Genomic DNA, 17,671 nt, shown 5'->3' with positions numbered 1-17,671 from the left:
GGGGGTTCCCAACGTGTGACCCACGACACTAGCTTGTTACCCATGCGTAGCACGATGATGGACGCCCCCCTCCAGGTCGCCCGGATCCTCGAACACGGCGCCACCGTGCACCACGCCGCCGAGGTGGTCACGTGGACCGGCGGCGAGCCCCACCGCATGTCGTACGCCGAGGTGGGACGCACGGCGGCCCGGCTCGCCCACGCGCTGCGCGACGAGTGCGGGGTGACGGGCGACGAGCGGGTCGCCACGTTCATGTGGAACAACGCCGAGCACCTGGTGGCGTACTTCGCCGTGCCGAGCATGGGCGCGGTGCTGCACACGCTGAACATCAGGCTCTTCCCCGACCAGGTCGCCTACATCGCCAACCACGCCGAGGACCGGGTGGTGCTGGTCGACACGACGCTCGTCCCGCTGCTGGCGAAGTCGATCGGCCAGATGACCACGGTGCGGCACGTGGTGGTGGTCGGCGGGGGCGACCCGGCCCCGCTGGTGGCGGCGGCCGGCGACCGGATCGCCGTACACCACTGGGACGCCCTGCTGGCCGGCCGGCCGGAGGTCTACGACTGGCCGGAGCTGGACGAGCGCGATGCGGCAGCCCTCTGCTACACGTCCGGGACCACCGGCAACCCCAAGGGCGTCGCGTACTCGCACCGGTCCATCTACCTGCACTCGCTCCAGGTCTGCCTGCCGGAGGGGTTCGGCCTCGGGCCGACCACGCGCGAGCTGATCATCGTGCCGATGTTCCACGCCATGTCGTGGGGGCTGCCGTACGCGGCGTTCATGTCCGGCGCGTCGGTGATCCTGCCGGACCGGTTCCTCCAGGCCGCCCCGATCGCCGAGATGATCGCCGCCGAGCGGCCCACGCTGGCCGGCGCGGTGCCGACCATCTGGACCGACCTGCTGGCATACCTGGACGGCCGCGACGTGGACACCTCCTCCCTCAAGGAGGTGATCGTCGGCGGCTCGGCCTGCCCGCCCGCGCTGATGCACGCCTTCCACGAGCGGCACGGCATCGAGATCGTCCACGCCTGGGGGATGACCGAGATGTCCCCGCTCGGCTCGGTCGCCCGACCGCCGGCCGGCGCGACCGGCGCGGACGCCTGGCGCTACCGGTACACCCAGGGCCGCGTCCCCGCCGGGGTCGAGGCGCGCATCGTCGGCCCGCTCGGCGAGCCGCTGCCCGCCGACGGGACGTCCGTCGGCGAGCTGGAGGTCCGCGGCCCGTGGGTCACCGCCCGGTACGTCGGGGACGACGCCCCGGACCCGGACAAGTTCCACGACGGCTGGCTGCGCACCGGCGACGTGGGCATGCTCTCGCCGGACGGGTACATCACCCTCACCGACCGGGCGAAGGACGTGATCAAGTCCGGCGGGGAGTGGATCTCCTCGGTCGACCTGGAGAACGCCCTGATGGCCCACCCGGCCGTGCTGGAGGCATGCGTGGTGGGCGTGCCGGACACGAGCTGGGACGAGCGGCCGTTGGCGACCGTGGTGCTCCGCGAGGGCGCCGAGGCGACCGCCGAGGACCTGCGCGACTTCCTCGCGAGGTCGGTGGCGCGCTGGCAGTTGCCCGAGCGGTGGGCGTTCGTCGACGCGGTCCCGAAGACCAGCGTCGGCAAGTTCGACAAGAAGGTGGTCCGCTCCCGGTACGCCGAAGGCGGCCTGGCGGTCCTGGAGTTGACGGCGCCGTAACGCCATCAGGCGGTTCGTCGCCTGATAGGGCAGGGGGACACTCCTGAGCCTCCCTCCCCAAGGGGCGGCCCCGGCGTTCGCACCGCGCCGGGGCCGCCCGTCTCGTGCGGGATCGTCCCGCTGGACCATTGTCGCGAAACTTGTTCGCCTCTGTCCCGCAGTCGGGGAAAACACCCGGTGAACGCGGCTCATTCGGTGGTGCTGACCAGCACCTTCCCGACCACCGAGCGCTCCACCTCCTGGTGCGCGGTCGCCGTCGCGGCCAGCGGCCAGTGGTGCAGCGGCAGGCCCGCGTCCTGGCCGGCCCGGATTCCGTTCTGGGCCGCTGCCGCCGCGACGTCCAGCACCCCCTGCGCCTTGGCCGCCGCCGGAGCGGTGTAGATCAGCACGAACTGCCAGCGGGCGTTCGGCACCATCAGCGCACGGACCGGCAGGGTCACCTCGCCCCCACCGTCGTCGGCGTACGCGCACACGGCCCCGCCCCGGCGCAGCACCTGCACGTCGACCGCCGCGTTGCGCGCCGGGGAGACCTCGACGACGGTGTGCACCCCGTCGGGAGCGATCTTGCGGACCTCCTCGACGACGTCCTGCTCCCGATAGTTGATCACGTGGGAGGCGCCGGCCGCCGCCGCGAGGTTCGCCTTCTCCGCGCTGCTCACCGTGGCGATCACGCAGGCGTCGGCCCAGCGGGCGAGCTGGATCGCCGCGTTGCCGACCGCGCCCGCCCCGCCCTGCACCAGCACGGTGTGGTCGCTCAGCGCGCCCGCGTGCAGCCTGTCCGGCATGAACTCCCCGGCCGTCAGGCACCGGTGCGCGGTCAGGAACGGGATGCCGAGGCACGCCCCCAGGTCGAAGGAGGCGTCGCCGAGCGGCACCGCGTGCCGGACCGGTACCACCGTGTACTCGGCGGCGGTGCCCCAGGGCCGCTGCCAGGCGGCCTCCCACAGCCACACCCGCTCGCCGATCAGCCCCTGGTCCACGCCCGCGCCGACCGCCTCCACGACCCCGGCGCCGTCCTGGCCGGGGGTCTGCCAGCCGGCCGGCAGGGGCCACTGCCGGCGGGCCTTCCAGTCGGTCGGGTTCACCCCGGAGACGGCCACCCGCACCAGGACCTCACCCGCCCCCGGCTCGGGCACTGGCCGGTCCACGAGCTGGAGCACCGAAGCGTCGCCGTTGGTCTCGTACACGATCGCCTTCATCGCCGCCTCCTCAGCCTCGACGCCCGGGCCGCGCGCCCGCGTCCCCGCTACCCGGACGGTACGGGATCATTCCGACCCCGGTAGGCACGGTTGCGGCGGATCAGCCGAGCCCGGCGACGACCTCCGGGGTCGGCCGGCCGCCGTCGGAGGCGCCGGGGAGGGCCCTGGCGTTGCCGGTCGTGGATGTCGGGTTCCGGCCGTGCGAGTGTCCGAAATCCGTCCCCAGCCACGGAGAGTGATGCTCTAGTGATAGATTTAACTAGATCGATTAAATCTGCGATGGGCCGAAAGGACGAAAAATGGGCAAACCCGGTCGGGTGACAAGAAGGGCGATGTTCTCCGTCGTCGCCATGGTGGTGGCCGTCGGGCTCGTGCCCGCACAATCGGCTAGCGCAGCTTCGCCATTCCAGTACGCCATCAAGGGCGGCGCACCCGAGTGGCGCGCGCTTGCCACGCACGACGCGATGGTGGACGCCGTACAGATCCCACGTGCGACCATCGCGAAGATGAGCACCGAGCAGCTCACCACGGCGGTACTGGACTATCCGCTGCTGCCCGACGCGCTGGCATTCAACGACGTCCAGCACGGTCTCGAGGTCGTGGCCTCCCGATTCACCGGGCTCCGTGAGCTGCTGCGGCGTCCGGACGCGCCCGCGGTGCTGCTCGACCGCTACCAGAAGCTGGACGTTCGCATCCCGTCGACGGACACCGAACTGCAGGCCGGTAACCGGACGCTCGACGTCTGGAAGCTGGAGAGCGTGCTCGCGCAGCCTCAGGTTCTCGACGCCATGACGGCGGGTCAACTCGAATCGCTGATGCGCGTCGGGCAGGAGAAGTTCGCCGTCAAGCAGAGCCACGCGGCGGTGTACGGCGACGCGGGGCTGGAGCCCACCGCCGTCCTGCTCGGTCGGGCGCTCGCCGTGCGGGAAGGCTGGGACTGGAAGCAGTCCCAGCTGCTGCGGGAGGGCATCCAACTCGTCCCCGGCGCCACGACCGCCACCCTGGACGCCGTCCGCCAGCACATGACCCAACCGCTCGTCCGGCACGAGGTGACCGACGGGTTCACCACGCAGGACTACTACAGCACGGTCTACACCCCGAGGGGCAGCGCGGTCACGGTCATCACGATGACCACCGAACTGACCAGTGCCCAGATCACGGCCAACAACAACTACGTGTACACCTACTACCCTTCGGCGACGCTCGAGCGGAGCTCCACCCGTAAGTACAACTGCCACTCCTACGCCTGGTACACCACGTCCACCGCGAACGACCGCTGGATGAACACCCCCGGCGACGACACGTACTGGAACGACGGCAGCTACACGAGGTGGCAGGTGCCGTACATCTGGTTCTCCAGCATGAAGTTGTCCTACGCCAGTGACGACCACTCGGGGATCTGGGTGGGCACCAGCAACTACGTCCGGTCCAAGTGGGGGCAGCTCGGCCAGGTGTACCACTACTGGAACTACGCGCCGTACAACAGCTCGACCACCTACTCCTACTTCCTGAGCTGATCGGAGCCCCGGAGGCGGTATCCGCCGCGTGCCAAGACAGCCGGATCGATGAGCAGGCCCGTGACGGGTCTGCTCATCGCCGCGTCGCTCAGCGGGCGGGTAGCGGGCTGACGTCGGCCTCCGGCCCGACGGCCGGCAGGCCGATCGGGCTCTGCGCCGGAATGATCGTGTGGCAGCGGCGGGCGATCGGCGCCAGCAACTCCCGCAGCCGGGCGGACCGGTCCGCCCCGAGCGCCAGCCACGGCCCGGCCGCGGCCCGGTCGGTGGCCTCCTCGACGGCGCGGAACTCGGCCGTGGCCCGCGCGGTCGCCTCGCCCTCGGGAGTCAGCCAGCCCCGCTCGACCAGCCGCTCCTCCGCCGCCGCCCACTCCTCGTCCGTCCAGCCCCGGGCCATCTGGTGGAACTCGCGGGACATGTCCACCCGGCAGCGCCAGGCCACCACCTCCGCCGGGTCGAGGCCGGCGGCGACCAGCGCGGCGACGTGCCCGTCGCCGCGGTGCTCGCGCAGCGTGGTGGCGGCCTGCCAGAGCCGGGCCAACGGGTACTCGCCGGCGGGCAGGGCCGCGTTCGCCGCGCCCAGCACCCGACCGGCGACCTGCACCGCGCCGGCCGCCTCCGCCAGCAGGTCGGCCGCCTCCGCGAGGTGCGCCTCGGGCAGCTCGTACGTCATCTCAGCCAGGGCCTGCACCGCTCCCGTGAGCCGGGCGCGTAGCGCCTCCTGCGGAGGGGCCAGTTTCCACACCGACGGCAGCGCCCGGGCCACCATCGACGGGGCGAAGCTGTAGAACGCGGCGACCACCGGGGCCGCCTCGACGGTGCCGAGCGGGGCGGCCCGGCCGGCGAAGTAGCCCCGCCAGTAGCCGCGCAGCCCGACCGCCTCGTAGGCGGCGCGGGCGCGCGGGTGGAAGTAGGTGACCGCGTGGACAGGCTCGAAGTGCGTCCACATCAGCCGGGCGAGCCCGGGGTCGTCCAGCGCCGCCACGTGCACCTCCGCGTCGGTCGGGTCACCGTGGAGCGGGGCCACAGCCCACGGTGACCCTGAACCTACTGGTGGTGCGCAAGGGGAGGAAGACTCCTGTGAACTAGCGCACCGCGCTACTACTGCGCCGCCAGCACGTCGACGACGAACCGCAGTGGGCCCTGGGGGCCGTCGAGGTTGGCGAAGGCCAGCTCGGCGGGGATGTCGAGCTGCACCCGGCTGCCCACGGTCACCCCGACCAGCCCCTGGTCCCAGCCCTTGATGACCTGCCCTACGCCGATCCCGAAGGTGGCCGGCTCGCCGTGCTTCCAGGAGGAGTCAAACTCCTTGCCGTCCTTGTAGTAGACCCCCACGTAGTTGGTGGTGATCTGCTGACCGGACTTCACCGCCGGGCCCTTGCCCTTGATCAGCGTGGTCACGGTGAGCTTCTTCAGCTCGCCCTTGCCCGCCTCGACCTTCGGCCTGGTGCCCAGCGCCGGATCCGCCCCCTCGGGCAGTTGCGGGGTGGGCGGCGCGGTGGGCCCAGCGGCCGAGGCGCTAGCCGACGGCGCGGAAGCCGCCTGGTCCTTGTCGTCGTCCCCGCTGTTCACGGCGACGAAGACCCCGATCAGCACGCCGACGACCGCGACGCCGGCGACCGCGCCGAGGATCGACTGCCGGCGGCGTTTCGCCTCGGCGGCCTTCTTCGCCGCCAGCTGGGCAGCCAGCCGCCGCTCCGCCTTGCCGCCCGGACCCTGGCCCGCCGGCCGGTTCTGCACACGCTCGCTCACGTCGACTCCCTGTCAAGAGATGGGGGCCCGGCGGCCGCTGCCGAGGCCAGCGCACACGGTACCCGGAGGGCCCCGCCGGGTGTCCCCCTCGGCCGGCCTCCTTTTGTGCCCCGGTGCGCCGTCTTTCCGATGCGCGGGCTCAGGTGCGAGTAGCTTTCGACCATGGCGATCCTCACCGAAGTAGACCTGGCCCTGCTGGCCGAGCCCCAACTCGCCCACATTGCCACCGTCGAGCCCGACGGAACCCCGCACGTCACGCCCGTCTGGATCGACACCGACGGGGAGCACATCGTGTTCAACACGGCCAAGGGGCGGCGCAAGTACGAGAACATCCGGCGCAACCCGGCCGTCGGGATCTCGATCGTCGACAAGGCGAACGACTTCCGCGCCCTGTGGGTGAAGGGCACCGCCGAGTTCGTCGAGGAGGGCGCCGACGAGCACATCGACAAGCTGGCGAAGAAGTACCTCGGGCAGGACACCTACCCGTTCCGCAAGCCCGGCGAGGAGCGGGTGATCGTCCGCGTCACCCCCACCCAGAAGCTCAACCAGGGCTGAGGCGAGAGGCTGGCCCCTTTTCCGTGTACGGCGGAGGAGGGGCCGGTACTCGTTCTGGACGCTGTGGAGCTGCCCCATCCGCGCTACCGCGTCCGGGCGGCCCCACCGGCGCGCCAATGGTCGTCCCGCCCGGCACGAGTCGCTGCCGGTGCGCGGGGGCCACAGGGCAGCAATAGCTCACCGGGCATGCCCCCAGTCGTGGCTGGCGCCGGTCAGGCCCGCTGTCGCTCTTCCGCCGTCGGCGCCGCTGCCGTGTTCACCGCTGGCGCGGCTGCCGGGTTTCGCCGTCGGCGCCGCCGCCGTGTTCACCGCTGGCGCGGCTGCCGGGTTTCGCCGTCGGCGCCGCTGCCGGCACTTCAGCCGCCAGCGGCGGCGTGGTCGCGGGGGTCGTCCGGCCGTCCGCGCCCGGCTGCCCCGTCGGTGCGGGCAGCTCCACAGGCGGCCGAAGAGAGTGTCGGACCGGCCGGCACGCTGTGCTCTCGCCGTCTCGTGGCCAAGCCGTCTCGCGTCCAGGCGATCCCGCGTCTAGGGGCTCGCGCCCAGGCCATTCCCGGCTCAGGCCGTCTTGCGGGCCGCCTTCTTCGGGGCCGCCTTCTTGGCGGCCTTCTTCTCCGGCGCCGCCTTCTCGGCTGCCTTCTTCGGGGCCGCCTTCTTCGCGCCCCCGCCAGCACCCGCACCGGTGGCCTTCTTGGCGGTCGCCTTCTTCTCGGCGGCCTTCTTCGCCGGCGCCTTCGCCGCCTTCTGCGCCGACCGGGCCGACGTGATCGGGGTCGGCTCGCCGCCGCCGGCCCGCTCCGGCTCCTCACCGCGCGCCGCCTTGGCCCGCTCGACGGACGCCTTCAGCGCCGCCATCAGGTCCACCGCCGCGGCCGGGGCCTCCTCGACCTCCTCCGGCTGGACGACCTCCCGGCCCTCCACCTTCGCGTCGATGACCTCCTGCAACGCCGCCCGGTAGTCGTCGGTGAACGCGTCCGGGGCGAACTCGCCGGCCATCGAGTCGATCAGCGAGCTGGCCATCGCCAGCTCCGGCGGGCGGATCTTCAGGTCCTCGTCCAGGAAGCCGAAATCCGGGGTACGCACCTCGTCCGGCCAGAGCATCGTGTTCAGCAGCAGTACGCCCTCGCGTACGCGCAGGGTGGCGAGCTGCTCCCGCTGGCGCAGCGCCACCTTGACGATCGCCACCCGCTCCGAGTCGGCCAGCGCGTCGCGCAGCAGCACGTACGGCTTGGTGGCCGCGCCCTCCGGCTCCAGGAAGTACGCCTTGTTGTAGAGGATCGGGTCGACCTGCTCGGCCGGGACGAACTCCAGCACGTCGATCGCGTGCGAGGTGGTCAGCGGCAGCTCGGCGAAGTCGGAGTCGGTGAGGATGACCATCTCGCCGCCGCCGATGTCGTACCCCTTGGCGATGTCGTCGTAGCTGACCTCCTCGCCGCAGACCTGGCAGGTGCGCTTGTAGCGGATCCGGCCGCCGTCGTCCCGGTGCACCTGGTGGAAGCGGATGTCCTTCTCCTCGGTGGCGGAGTACAGCTTCACCGCGATCGAGACCAGCCCGAACGAGACCGCCCCCTTCCAGATCGCCCGCATGGCCCCGCTCCTCTCACCGGTACAGCTCAGGATCGCAAAGGATCGAAGCGGGCGCGAGCGCTTCCGCAGGCAACTACAGTCAGGAGGTGCCCGGCGCGCCGCTGAAGCCGATGCTCGCGATGACCGGCCCGCTGCCCGCCGGCGCCGACTGGGCGTACGAGTTCAAGTGGGACGGGGTCCGCGCGCTGGCCGACATCGTCAACGGCCGCCAACATCTGTACGCGCGTTCCGGCGTGCAGATCACCGTCGCGTACCCCGAGTTGATCACCCTGGCCGAGCAGGTCGGCGACGCGCTGCTCGACGGCGAGGTGGTCTCGCTCAACGCCACCGGTCAGCCCTCGTTCACCGCGCTGGCCGCGCGGATGCACGTGCGGGACCCGGCCAAGGCGGCCCGGCTGGCGGCCAGCGCTCCGGTGACGTACATGATCTTCGACCTGCTCCGGCTCGGCGGCGAGGACCTGACCGGCCGCCCGTACCGGGAGCGGCGCGCGGCCCTGGAGGGGCTCGGCCTGGGCGGGGCGCGGTGGGCCGTACCCCCGGCTTTCTCGGACGGCCCGGCCACCTACGACGCGGCGGGCGAGAACGGCCTGGAGGGGGTGATGGCCAAGCGGCTCGGCTCCGCCTACCGGCCTGGCGTGCGCTCCCCGGACTGGGTCAAGGTCAAGCTGGAGGTGACCGGCGACTTCGTCGTCGGCGGCTGGCGGCCCGGCGCGCGCAAGATCGGCGGGCTGCTGGTCGGTGTGCCCCGCCCGGACGGGCGGCTCGCCTACCGTGGGCGGGTCGGCGGCGGCATCGGCGCGGCCATCGAGCGCGAGCTGCTGCGCGAGCTGGAGCCGCTGCGTACGGGCACCGCCCCGTTCGCCGGGGACGTGCCGCGCGAGGATGCGCGGGGCGCCATCTGGGTAGACCCTCGGGTGGTGGTGGAGGTGAAGTACGGCCAGCGCACCCCCGACGGCCGGCTGCGCTTCCCCCGGCTGCTGCGGCTGCGCCCCGACAAGCCGCCCGAGGAGGTCGACGATGCAGGCTGAACGGCTGCGGGTGACCGTCGAGGGCCGGGCGCTGGAGCTGTCCAACCTCGACAAGGTGCTCTACCCGGAGGCGGGCTTCACCAAGGGCGAGGTCATCGACTACTACACGCGGATCGCCCCGGTGCTGCTGCCGCACCTGGCCGACCGGGCGCTGACCCGCATCCGGTACCCGAACGGGGTGGCGGAGAAGTCGTTCTTCGAGAAGAACGCGCCGGCGGCCACGCCCGACTGGGTGCGTACGGAGACGCTGCCCGCGCCGGGATCGAGCAAGGGGCGGGAGACGATCGACTACGTCGTCGCCGAGGACCTGCCGACCCTGGTCTGGCTTGCCAACCTCGCCGCCCTGGAGCTGCACACGCCGCAGTGGAAGATCGGCGAACATCCGGACATGATGGTCGTCGACCTGGACCCGGGCACCCCGGCCGGGCTGCGGGAGTGCTGCCGGGTGGCCCTGCTGATGCGCGACCGGCTCGCTTCCGACGGGGTGGACTCGTACCCGAAGACGTCGGGGAAGAAGGGCATGCAGCTCTGCTGCCCGATCGCGGGCACCCAGTCCTCCGACGACGTGTCGGCGTACGCCCGGCGGATCGCCCAGGAGTTGGAGAAGATGCACCCGAAGCTGATCGTGTCGAAGATGGCGAAGAACCTGCGCCCCGGGAAGATCTTCATCGACTGGAGTCAGAACAACGCGGCGAAGACGACCGTGGCCCCGTATTCGCTGCGCGCCCAGTCCGTGCCGTCGGTCTCCACCCCGCTGACCTGGGACGAGGTCTCCGCCGGTGCCGCCGGCAAGCGCCCGGCGACGAAGCCGTACACGGCGGGGGAGGCGCTGAAACGGGTGGACAAGCACGGCGACCTGCTGGCCCCGCTCCTGAACGGCGGCCCGCCACTCCCCCTGTAAGCACCCACTCCCACCCCTGCCGCGCCTTGGCGATCTTGGACAGTTGTCGTTCGGTATGAACGCGAACTGTCCAACATTGCCGTGCGGCGGTGGGTGGGGCGCCACACGACGGTCGATAGGGTGAGGCGATCCGGAGTGAGGAGAGCCCGATGGCCGGACTGCCCACCGCCGCTGCGCCGGTGGCGCCCACCGACGCCGTCCTAGTCGCGGCGACCGACGCCGTCCCAGTCGCGGCGACCGACGCCGTCCCAGTCGCGGCGACCGAGGGCGGGTCGCCGCTGCTGACGTACCAGGATGAGGCCACGGGGGAGCGGGTCGAGCTGAGCGCGGGCCAGCTCGGCGGCTGGGCGGCGCGCACGGCGGGTCTGCTCCGGGACGGCTGCGGGCTCGGCCCCGGCAGCCGGGTGGCCGTGCTGCTGCCGCCGCACTGGCGTACCGCCGCGGTGCTGCTCGGCGCCTGGTCGGTGGGGATGGCAGTCTCGTTCCGGCCCCGGGCCACCGCTGGGCTGCCGGTCCTCGAACCGGGCGGCGACCGGCCGTACGACGCGGTGTTCGTGACTCCGCAACGCCTCGACGACTGGCTGGAGGACGTACCCGAGGGGGTGCACCGGTACCTCGTCGCCACCGGGGCGGGACCGCTGGCCGACGTACCCGTGAGCTGGCTCGACTGGTCGACCGAGGTGCTGCGGCACGCCGACACCCCGCCCGACTACGCCGCCGTCCGCCCGTCGGACGCGGCCACCCCGGACGGCACCAGCATCGGCGCGTACGGCAGCGTCGCGCGCGAACTGGCGGGGCGCCTCGACCTGCGGGCCGGCGACCGACTCCTGGTCGATGCGGCCGAGCACGACCAGCCGCTGAAGTGGCTGCTCGCCCCGCTCTCCGTCGGTGCGTCCGTGGTCATCTGCGCCAACCTCGACCCGGCCCGCCGGGACGCCCGCATCGCCGCCGAGCATCCCACCCACATTCTCTGACGCCAACTGCGTGGCCCGGAACGCACTTGACGCCCACCGGGCCGCGCCTGCCTACTTGCTCTCGCGCCGCCGCCCTGCCGGGACCCGGTGATCATGAGGTTGGCGGCACCATCGGCGATCAACTTTGCCGCCAACTCCATGATCATCGAGGCGGGGCAGGCCGGGGTGGGGCAGGCCGGGGTGGGGCAGGCCGGGGTGGGGCAGGGGTGGGGCGGGGCGACATCGGCGGGCGCGCCGTGGGAGGGAAGCAGGGGTGGAACGGGTGGGAGCCGGTGTGGGTGCGGTCAGCTGGGGCGAGGTCGGCGAGGGGGACCTCGGGGCGTTGGGTGAGCTGGCTCAGGCGTGCCTCAGCGCCGACGGCGGGCTGCCGCTGTTCGGGCGTACTCCGTTGTTGCGGGCGCGGCTGCTGCAGGGACGTACCCTCGGGGTCTGGCACGATGGCGGGCTGATCGCGGCCGTGAGCGTCGGGGCCGGCCGGGAGCCCGCGACCAGCACCGGCCTGGTGCATCCGGCCTGGCGGGGGCGGGGACTCGGCGGACGGCTCCTCGACTGGGCGGGCGAGCAGGCCGAGGACGCGGACCTGCTGCTCACCACCGAGTCGTGGAGCCCCGGCGCGGAGGCGCTGTTCGCGGCGCGCGGCTTCGAGCGGACGTTCGCCGAGTGGGTGCTGCGGCACGACCTCACCGACCTGCCGGCGGTCGCGCGCCCCGAGGGCGTGCGGATTGAGCCGGTGACGTGGGACAACGGGCCGGAGCTGTTCGAGACGTACCGTGCGTCGTTCGCCGACCGGCCCGGCTTCAGCGAGCCCACCGCCGAGGAGTGGCTGGGCGAGCTGCGGGAGGACGACGAGTACCGGCCGGAGCTGTCGATGATCGCGCGCGGCCCCGACGGCGCGGCGGTCGGCTTCCTCAACGTGATCGACAACTGGATCGACCAGGTGGGCGTCGTGCCCGGCTGGCGGGGCCGGCGCGTCGGGGCGTACCTGGTGGGGAGCGCGCTGCGGTCGTTGGCCGGGGATCAGGCGGGGGCCGCGTGGCTCTGCGTCAACGACAACAACCCGGCCGCCGCGCTGTACCGGCGGCTCGGGTTCCGCGACGCCGGCCGCCGCGCCCGCTACCTGCGCCGTCGACCGTGAAACTTTCGCCTCGGGGGGCCGTGCTCGCGGCCCTGGCCGACCTCTGGGACGAGGGATGTCCCGTGGTGGCCCCCGATCCGATCAGGAATCGAGAAGCCCCCGGGTGTCGTGGGCCTAGCCTTGCTGGAGACGGCCGGCATCGCGCCGAGCCCTGAACGTCGAAAGGCAGCCCGGAAATGCCCGCAGAGAACTCCCAGACCGAGTCCGACGGCTTCAGCGCCGAGGAGCGTGCCGCGATGAAGGAGCGCGCCGCCGAGCTGCGCGCCGAGGGCAAGAAGGGCGCCAAGAAGGCCGACGGGTTGCAGGCGGTCCTCGACAGCATCGCGAAGATGGACCCGGAGGACCGTGCGCTCGCCGAGCGCGTGCACGTGGCGGTGACCGCCACCGCTCCGGAGCTGTCGCCGAAGACCTGGTACGGGATGCCCGCCTACGCGAACGAGGACGGCAAGGTCCTGGTCGCCTTCAAGAACTCGGGCAAGTTCAACACCCGCTACTCGACCCTGGAGTTCCAGGACGCGGCCAACCTCGACGACGGAGACATGTGGCCGGTGTCGTACGCGCTCCAGAAGTGGAGTCCCGCCGTGGAGCAGAAGGTCATCGAGCTGGTGAAGACCGCGGTCTCCTGACCGTCGCCGCCTACTGCTGCCGGCCCTGCCGGGCGAGGACTCCCGCCACGTCGGGCGGCTGGAACGCGTCGCCCTTCTGCACCTTGCCGTCGCGGATCACCGGCAGCCCGTCGGCCCCGAGCTTGCTCATGTTCGCCCTGTGCACCTCGGCGATGACCGCGTCAAGGTCGACCCCGTAGCTCACCGCCGTCCCGTACGCGACGTAGACCACGTCGGCCAGTTCGCGTGCGATCTCGTCGAGCCGTCCACCCTGAGTGGCCTCCGCGAGCTCCCGGACCTCCTCGTCCAGTAGCCGCTGCCGGCGCTCGGCGAGATCGGCCGGCACCGCCGTCGGCCGGTCGGCACGAGCCAGCCCGAACACCTCATGGAACTCGCGCACAAGGCGCATCGGAGAGTCGTTCACCCGGCGACGATACTGAGCCGTCCCGCGGCCCGAGTGGCGATCCTGTCACCCCGGCGGTCCTCACCTGCGGTCCTCATCGGCGGTTGAGCAGGCGTGAGCAGGGCGCGGTGTGGTCGACCGGCAGGGCACACCGCGCGCCGCCGGGCAGCAGCCGGTCGCAGAAGACCCAATGGCGTACGTGCTGCTCGTCCTCGGCCGACACGGTCACCCCGCCCGGCTCGACGCGGGCGCTGAGCCGGGCCAGCACCCGGGCGGCCGTACGGGCGAAGATCCGCGCCCGGAGCAGGTCGGGCGCGGTGATCGGCAGGTGGATGATCCAACGGTCCGTCATCGGTACCGGTGGTTCGCCGCCTGGGCGCTCTGCCACGCGCGCAGGGCACTCTTGATCCGTACGTTCTCCTCCTGCACCGCGACCAGGGCCTTCTGCGCGACGGCGAGTTCGTCGGCCACCTCGTGCAGGAACGATCGGATCTCGACGGGGTCGAGGCCGCGCCGGCGTTCGTTGAAGTGCCGGTGGCGGATCTGCGAGGGCCGCAGGGGCAGGCGTGTCTGCGGTGGCCTGGTGTTCTGCGTCATCGGTCGTGGTGTGTCGCGCCGGTTCGTGAGCCGCCGGATCAGGTTGCGCACGGGGTGACCGCCCTTCGTCGGATCGCGTCGGTGGTGGTGGAGGGGGCGGTCTCCGCCGCTTGCCGGTCGGCGGAGACCGCCCCGGCCTGCCACCGCAGCCTCGTTCGGCGAGTACGGCAGCAGGGCCGCGCCGGGGGGCGCGGAGGAGTGAGGTCTCGTCGGCGATGCGAGACCGGTACGAGAGGCGCCAACCGACCGCAACGGCACCGCATCACCGACAGCGACGCTATTGCCACCGAGTCACCTATGTCAAGCATGTCTCCGAGTCAGCTACCCACCTATGTCAGTCGTGCTACGTACGTTGCCTGTGGCGAAGCGACTGATCGATACTGAGCGGGCCAACCGACTGCAAGGGGCCCGCTGTGCCTATTCCGCCCACCATGAACGAGCTACTCGCCGATCTAGAGAAGAAGATCAAGGATGGGACATACCCGCCTGGCTCTCAGTTGCCCTCTGGGCGGGCACTGGCGGCGTCGTACGACGTGTCGCAGTCCACGATCAGCCGGGCGGTGGCGCGGCTGCGGGACGAGGGTGTGCTGGTTGGCCGCCCGGGTCGCGGCGTCTTCGTCGCAGAGTCTCCACGGCGCTGACCAGCACCTAGCGACAGTTTGCGCCCGCCATCCTGTCGACTCCAGTTGCTTGGCCTTGGCGGCCAGGGGTTGCCGGTGGCAGGCCTGGCTAGACGCGCATCTGAACGCGCGGAGTTTTAGATCGCCCCATCCGGGGAGGATTGCACCAGCGAGCAGCGAAGGCCCCAGGTCGGCTACAATCTTCAAGTTTTGCTCAGCGAGCCTCTACCGCCGTGGTTCGATCGGAGCCATACTGACCTTGACGTACACACCCCTTCCCAGGCCTAGCTACGTAGATGATCTAGAAAACTTGGGGGCGCGCAACGGCGTTCGCCGCTGGCGAGATCGAGATGGTCGTATCTACACCTATGATGGCCAGCACTGTGAGTTGGAGGTGTTCAACTCCCGTGGCCGCCACATAGGCGTCGCGGACGTATATACTGGAGAGTTCACGAAGCCTGCGGTCAGAGGAAGGAAGATCGATGTTTAAGCTCCTTCAGCGTAAGCGACCCGATGATCGGTCAACCTTCATCGACGATGTGCTGGATGGTAAGGCAACGCTCGATGAGATTGACGACTATATCGAGCGCTGGCATGAGGCACCCGAACACTCTCGAGCTGCGTCCATGGAACTTCATGACTTCCTTGGTATGACCTGGGAAGAGTATCGTCTCTGGGGTGAGCGGCCCGAATCTCTTCGCTTTACCGTAGCGGCCCGCAGGGCGAAGCGGCCGGTTGCGGAGGTGCTTCGCGCCAATCTGATGATGGGTGCGGCCGCGCGGTCGAGTGACGCCACGGATGCGGAGCAGGTGCTCGCGTGGCTGCAGGCAAAGGGGCGCATCGCGGACAATCCAGCTCGCTAATGACTGATGCTGAACTCGGTCTTTGGTGCACTCGATGCCCTGAAGAGCCTGCAATGGCTCTCGCCGCGACAATAGTTGACCGGTACGACTTGCACCCTCCGGTCAATGTCGAGAAGTTGGTGCAGGACTGTGCGGACCTCTTCTTCGAAGACTGGCCCTTTGTTGGGTGTGACGCGTTAGTTTATGGCCTTCATCTGCAGCGACCACAGGTCTTTGTGCGGACTGGACTGCATCGGAGGCGCCAACGTCTTACGTTGGCGCACGAGTATGGCCATATCAAGATGGGTTGGCATTACGGAACGGTGGGCTGCCAGGCCATTGCGAGCGAGGTAGGCGTCAGATCAGACGAGTTGGGCCCAGGTCACGATAGTGGCGAGCAGGAGCGCGAGGCTACGCGTTTTGCAGGATGCCTACTTATCCCCGAGAGGTTCGTAAGGCCACTGATCCGCAGCGCCGACATGGAGGTCATTCTTGGCGGCCTGAATCGCGCGGAAGTTTCGGCGGATGCTGCGTTTATGCGGTTACGGTACCTTCTTCAGCCTGGGTTCGTATTTACCTTCAAGGTTGGGGCGGAGCGGCGGATGTACACCACCCCTGGCACTGTTGTCCCGACGGGCTTCAGTCAGCTCGATACGCGGACGCGGAGAAGGTTATCGGTGGACTCAGGGGTTGCCACTGTCAGCGATAGGCGAGTCGAATGGTTTCGGCTCACCGATTTTGAAGTGTTTGAGCCTGTGCCGGGCTCGCCGTCGGCGACTAATCTCTTGCGCTCGGCGATTGCGTCATACGAACTCGACCCGATGCAGCGACAGAAGGTGCTGCTCAGCATTAACGGCGTGGTTGGAGGTAGTCTTTCTGCAGAAAGAGCGCACACCCCCCAACAGGCACTAGCAATCCTGCGTCACAAGTTTGACGGCAAGCCAGAATATCGAGACGTCGTACGCCACCCCGACTTCGACCTGTACTTGCGGCGCAAAGTTGAAGAATGGGCCCAGAGGCGGAGACTGCTTTAAAGGCATCGTGACGCTGCTCGTTATGGCGACACCGCCCTGCTGGAACCATGCCGGGACAGTCAGTCGAACGACGGCAGGGACGGCCCCAGGACGTCGTCTACGTCCGATTGTTACGCGTACCCCGCTCGGCCAGGAGGTCACGTGATGCAGCCCGGCGCTCGTCCCGAGATCACCCATTACACCTACCGCGTCACCTGGTCCGCCGAGGACCAGGAGTTCGTCGCCACCTGCGCCGAGTTTCCGTCCCTCTCCTGGCTGGCGTCGTCCCAGATCGAAGCCTTGCAGGGGGTCCAGGACCTGCTGCGTGACGTGATCGCCGACATGGAGGAGCAGGGTGAACAGGTGCCGCAGCCGTTCGCGGACCGCCACTACTCGGGAAAGTTCAACCTGAGGGTCGGCGAGAGCCTGCACCGAGAGCTCGTTATTCAGGCCGCCGAAGATGGCATGAGCCTCAACCAGTACGTCCTGCGTAAGCTCCGAGCCGCCTGAGCAAGGCCGTTCAGTCGACGGCCGGACACAGTTGCTCGTCTCGTCGGACTCCAGCAGCTTTCCGTCTCACCACCGAATCCGACGATTGGTCGTACGCCGAGCCAAATGGCTTTGCTCGACTGCCCAGGCAGACATGCTTTCGTTGGTGACTACTTTTCGGGGCGGAATCCATCGGCCACGCCGTTACGCTCTTGTGCGGCTGTGATGCCATCACAGCACTCAGCCGGCGACGGGGGTATGCCGGCGGCCTCCACCATCGAATCAGGGGAACCACTTGAAGAAGAGGCTGATCGGGTTCGTCTCCGCTCTCGCTACCGCCCTCGGCGGGTCGCTGGCCGTCGCGGCCCCCGCGCAGGCCGCCACTCCGGCCGTCATGATCACCAAGGTCTACTACAACTCGCCGGGCAGCGACACCGGGTCGAACACCAGCCTGAACGCCGAGTACGTGCGGCTGACCAACAAGCGCAGCACCACCATCAACCTGAAGTACTGGACTCTGCGCGACAAGGCCAACCACGTCTACAAGTTCAGCGGCGACTTTAACCTGAAGGCCGGCTACAGCGTGGTGATCCACACCGGCAAGGGCACCAACACCAGCAGCAACCGCTACTGGGGCTCGGGCAGCTACATCTGGAACAACACCGGCGACGCCGCCTACCTGCGCAACTCCGCCGGCACGGCGATCGACAGTTGTTCCTGGGGCAGCAGCGGCAGCTACACCAACTGCTGACGACCTTCGAATGCCGG

The 17,671-nt window shown here is 70.1% G+C and carries 21 protein-coding genes and 1 pseudogene; 15 read left to right on the top strand and 7 right to left on the bottom strand.

Translation table 11 applies throughout. The features are described 5' to 3' along the window. Positions 1–42: 42 nt before the first annotated feature. Positions 43–1,692: a fatty acid--CoA ligase gene (locus tag ACGFIZ_RS19305; protein WP_393421000.1), complete on the top strand. Its 1,650-nt coding sequence runs from the start codon at positions 43–45 to the stop codon at positions 1,690–1,692. Between the two features lie 188 nt (positions 1,693–1,880). Here the strand turns inward: ACGFIZ_RS19305 and ACGFIZ_RS19300 are convergent, their stop codons facing one another. Beyond that, positions 1,881–2,891, bottom strand: coding sequence for an NADPH:quinone reductase (locus ACGFIZ_RS19300; protein WP_393420998.1), 1,011 nt, complete (start codon positions 2,889–2,891; stop codon positions 1,881–1,883). A gap of 332 nt (positions 2,892–3,223) precedes the next feature. Between ACGFIZ_RS19300 and ACGFIZ_RS19295 the strand changes: the two genes are divergently transcribed. Next, entirely contained in the window at positions 3,224–4,408 is a 1,185-nt protein-coding gene (locus ACGFIZ_RS19295; RefSeq protein ID WP_393420996.1) for a hypothetical protein, read from the top strand. Positions 4,409–4,496: 88 nt separating this feature from the next. Here ACGFIZ_RS19295 and ACGFIZ_RS19290 read toward each other — a convergent pair whose 3' ends face one another. Next, positions 4,497–5,354 (bottom strand): hypothetical protein, encoded by an 858-nt coding sequence (locus tag ACGFIZ_RS19290; protein ID WP_393421035.1) that lies wholly within the window; start codon positions 5,352–5,354, stop codon positions 4,497–4,499. 152 nt (positions 5,355–5,506) lie between these two features. Beyond that, positions 5,507–6,157 (bottom strand): FKBP-type peptidyl-prolyl cis-trans isomerase, encoded by a 651-nt coding sequence (locus ACGFIZ_RS19285; protein WP_393420994.1) that lies wholly within the window; start codon positions 6,155–6,157, stop codon positions 5,507–5,509. A 162-nt stretch (positions 6,158–6,319) separates the two neighbouring features. Between ACGFIZ_RS19285 and ACGFIZ_RS19280 the strand changes: the two genes are divergently transcribed. After that, positions 6,320–6,712, top strand: a complete 393-nt coding sequence (locus tag ACGFIZ_RS19280) for a PPOX class F420-dependent oxidoreductase (protein WP_393420992.1) — start codon at positions 6,320–6,322, stop codon at positions 6,710–6,712. 555 nt (positions 6,713–7,267) lie between these two features. On the opposite strand, the gene ACGFIZ_RS19275 is transcribed toward ACGFIZ_RS19280, so the two are convergent. Continuing rightward, complete coding sequence (locus ACGFIZ_RS19275) at positions 7,268–8,296, bottom strand: Ku protein (RefSeq protein WP_393420990.1); 1,029 nt, start codon at positions 8,294–8,296, stop codon at positions 7,268–7,270. An 86-nt stretch (positions 8,297–8,382) separates the two neighbouring features. On the opposite strand from ACGFIZ_RS19275, the gene ligD (ACGFIZ_RS19270) reads away from it, so the two are divergent. The 5 genes from ligD (ACGFIZ_RS19270) to ACGFIZ_RS19250 all read left to right on the top strand — a co-directional run bounded on the left by ligD (ACGFIZ_RS19270) (position 8,383) and on the right by ACGFIZ_RS19250 (position 12,960). After that, positions 8,383–9,324 (top strand): non-homologous end-joining DNA ligase, encoded by a 942-nt coding sequence (gene ligD / locus ACGFIZ_RS19270; protein WP_393420988.1) that lies wholly within the window; start codon positions 8,383–8,385, stop codon positions 9,322–9,324. Continuing rightward, on the top strand, positions 9,314–10,225 hold the full coding sequence (gene ligD / locus ACGFIZ_RS19265; RefSeq protein WP_393420986.1) for a non-homologous end-joining DNA ligase: 912 nt from the start codon (positions 9,314–9,316) through the stop codon (positions 10,223–10,225). Before ligD (ACGFIZ_RS19270) ends, ligD (ACGFIZ_RS19265) begins: the two co-directional genes overlap by 11 nt. 149 nt (positions 10,226–10,374) lie before the next feature. Next, on the top strand, positions 10,375–11,199 hold the full coding sequence (locus ACGFIZ_RS19260) for a TIGR03089 family protein (RefSeq protein WP_393420984.1): 825 nt from the start codon (positions 10,375–10,377) through the stop codon (positions 11,197–11,199). Positions 11,200–11,452: 253 nt separating this feature from the next. After that, the gene (locus ACGFIZ_RS19255; protein WP_393420982.1) at positions 11,453–12,334 is read left to right on the top strand and encodes a GNAT family N-acetyltransferase; all 882 of its coding nucleotides are present in this window, start codon (positions 11,453–11,455) and stop codon (positions 12,332–12,334) included. A 176-nt stretch (positions 12,335–12,510) separates the two neighbouring features. Next, entirely contained in the window at positions 12,511–12,960 is a 450-nt protein-coding gene (locus ACGFIZ_RS19250) for an iron chaperone (RefSeq protein WP_393420980.1), read from the top strand. A gap of 10 nt (positions 12,961–12,970) precedes the next feature. Here ACGFIZ_RS19250 and ACGFIZ_RS19245 read toward each other — a convergent pair whose 3' ends face one another. From ACGFIZ_RS19245 to ACGFIZ_RS19235, 3 genes are all read right to left on the bottom strand, one after another. Further along, a complete protein-coding gene (locus ACGFIZ_RS19245; RefSeq protein WP_393420978.1) occupies positions 12,971–13,363 on the bottom strand; it encodes a MazG nucleotide pyrophosphohydrolase domain-containing protein in 393 nt (130 codons plus the stop codon). 73 nt (positions 13,364–13,436) lie between these two features. Then, positions 13,437–13,694: a hypothetical protein gene (locus ACGFIZ_RS19240; protein WP_393420976.1), complete on the bottom strand. Its 258-nt coding sequence runs from the start codon at positions 13,692–13,694 to the stop codon at positions 13,437–13,439. Then, positions 13,691–13,939 carry a DivIVA domain-containing protein gene (locus tag ACGFIZ_RS19235; protein ID WP_393420974.1) on the bottom strand — a complete coding sequence of 83 codons (249 nt, stop codon included), beginning with the start codon at positions 13,937–13,939 and terminating at the stop codon, positions 13,691–13,693. The genes ACGFIZ_RS19240 and ACGFIZ_RS19235 overlap by 4 nt, the downstream gene beginning before the upstream one ends. 431 nt (positions 13,940–14,370) lie before the next feature. Between ACGFIZ_RS19235 and ACGFIZ_RS19230 the strand changes: the two genes are divergently transcribed. From ACGFIZ_RS19230 to ACGFIZ_RS19200, 7 genes and pseudogenes are all read left to right on the top strand, one after another. Further along, positions 14,371–14,580, top strand: coding sequence for a GntR family transcriptional regulator (locus ACGFIZ_RS19230; RefSeq protein ID WP_393420972.1), 210 nt, complete (start codon positions 14,371–14,373; stop codon positions 14,578–14,580). After that, positions 14,522–15,049, top strand: a complete 528-nt coding sequence (locus ACGFIZ_RS19225; RefSeq protein ID WP_393420970.1) for a colicin E3/pyocin S6 family cytotoxin — start codon at positions 14,522–14,524, stop codon at positions 15,047–15,049. The genes ACGFIZ_RS19230 and ACGFIZ_RS19225 overlap by 59 nt, the downstream gene beginning before the upstream one ends. Next, positions 15,042–15,422: a hypothetical protein gene (locus tag ACGFIZ_RS19220; RefSeq protein ID WP_393420968.1), complete on the top strand. Its 381-nt coding sequence runs from the start codon at positions 15,042–15,044 to the stop codon at positions 15,420–15,422. The genes ACGFIZ_RS19225 and ACGFIZ_RS19220 overlap by 8 nt, the downstream gene beginning before the upstream one ends. After that, positions 15,422–15,853, top strand: a pseudogene (locus ACGFIZ_RS19215) (ImmA/IrrE family metallo-endopeptidase); the annotation flags it as partial. The gene ACGFIZ_RS19220 and the pseudogene ACGFIZ_RS19215, both read left to right, overlap by 1 nt. A gap of 27 nt (positions 15,854–15,880) precedes the next feature. Further along, a complete protein-coding gene (locus ACGFIZ_RS19210) occupies positions 15,881–16,435 on the top strand; it encodes a hypothetical protein (RefSeq protein ID WP_393421037.1) in 555 nt (184 codons plus the stop codon). A gap of 144 nt (positions 16,436–16,579) precedes the next feature. Further along, complete coding sequence (locus ACGFIZ_RS19205; RefSeq protein ID WP_393421033.1) at positions 16,580–16,924, top strand: type II toxin-antitoxin system HicB family antitoxin; 345 nt, start codon at positions 16,580–16,582, stop codon at positions 16,922–16,924. A gap of 274 nt (positions 16,925–17,198) precedes the next feature. Further along, entirely contained in the window at positions 17,199–17,654 is a 456-nt protein-coding gene (locus ACGFIZ_RS19200; RefSeq protein WP_393420966.1) for a lamin tail domain-containing protein, read from the top strand. The last annotated feature ends 17 nt before the right edge of the window (positions 17,655–17,671 follow it).

The organism is Micromonospora sp. NPDC048830 (genome assembly GCF_043198215.1).
Taxonomy (GTDB): Bacteria; Actinomycetota; Actinomycetes; order Mycobacteriales; family Micromonosporaceae; genus Micromonospora.
Note: the sequence above shows the minus strand (reverse complement) of the source record. Positions and strands in the feature narration are given on the sequence as shown.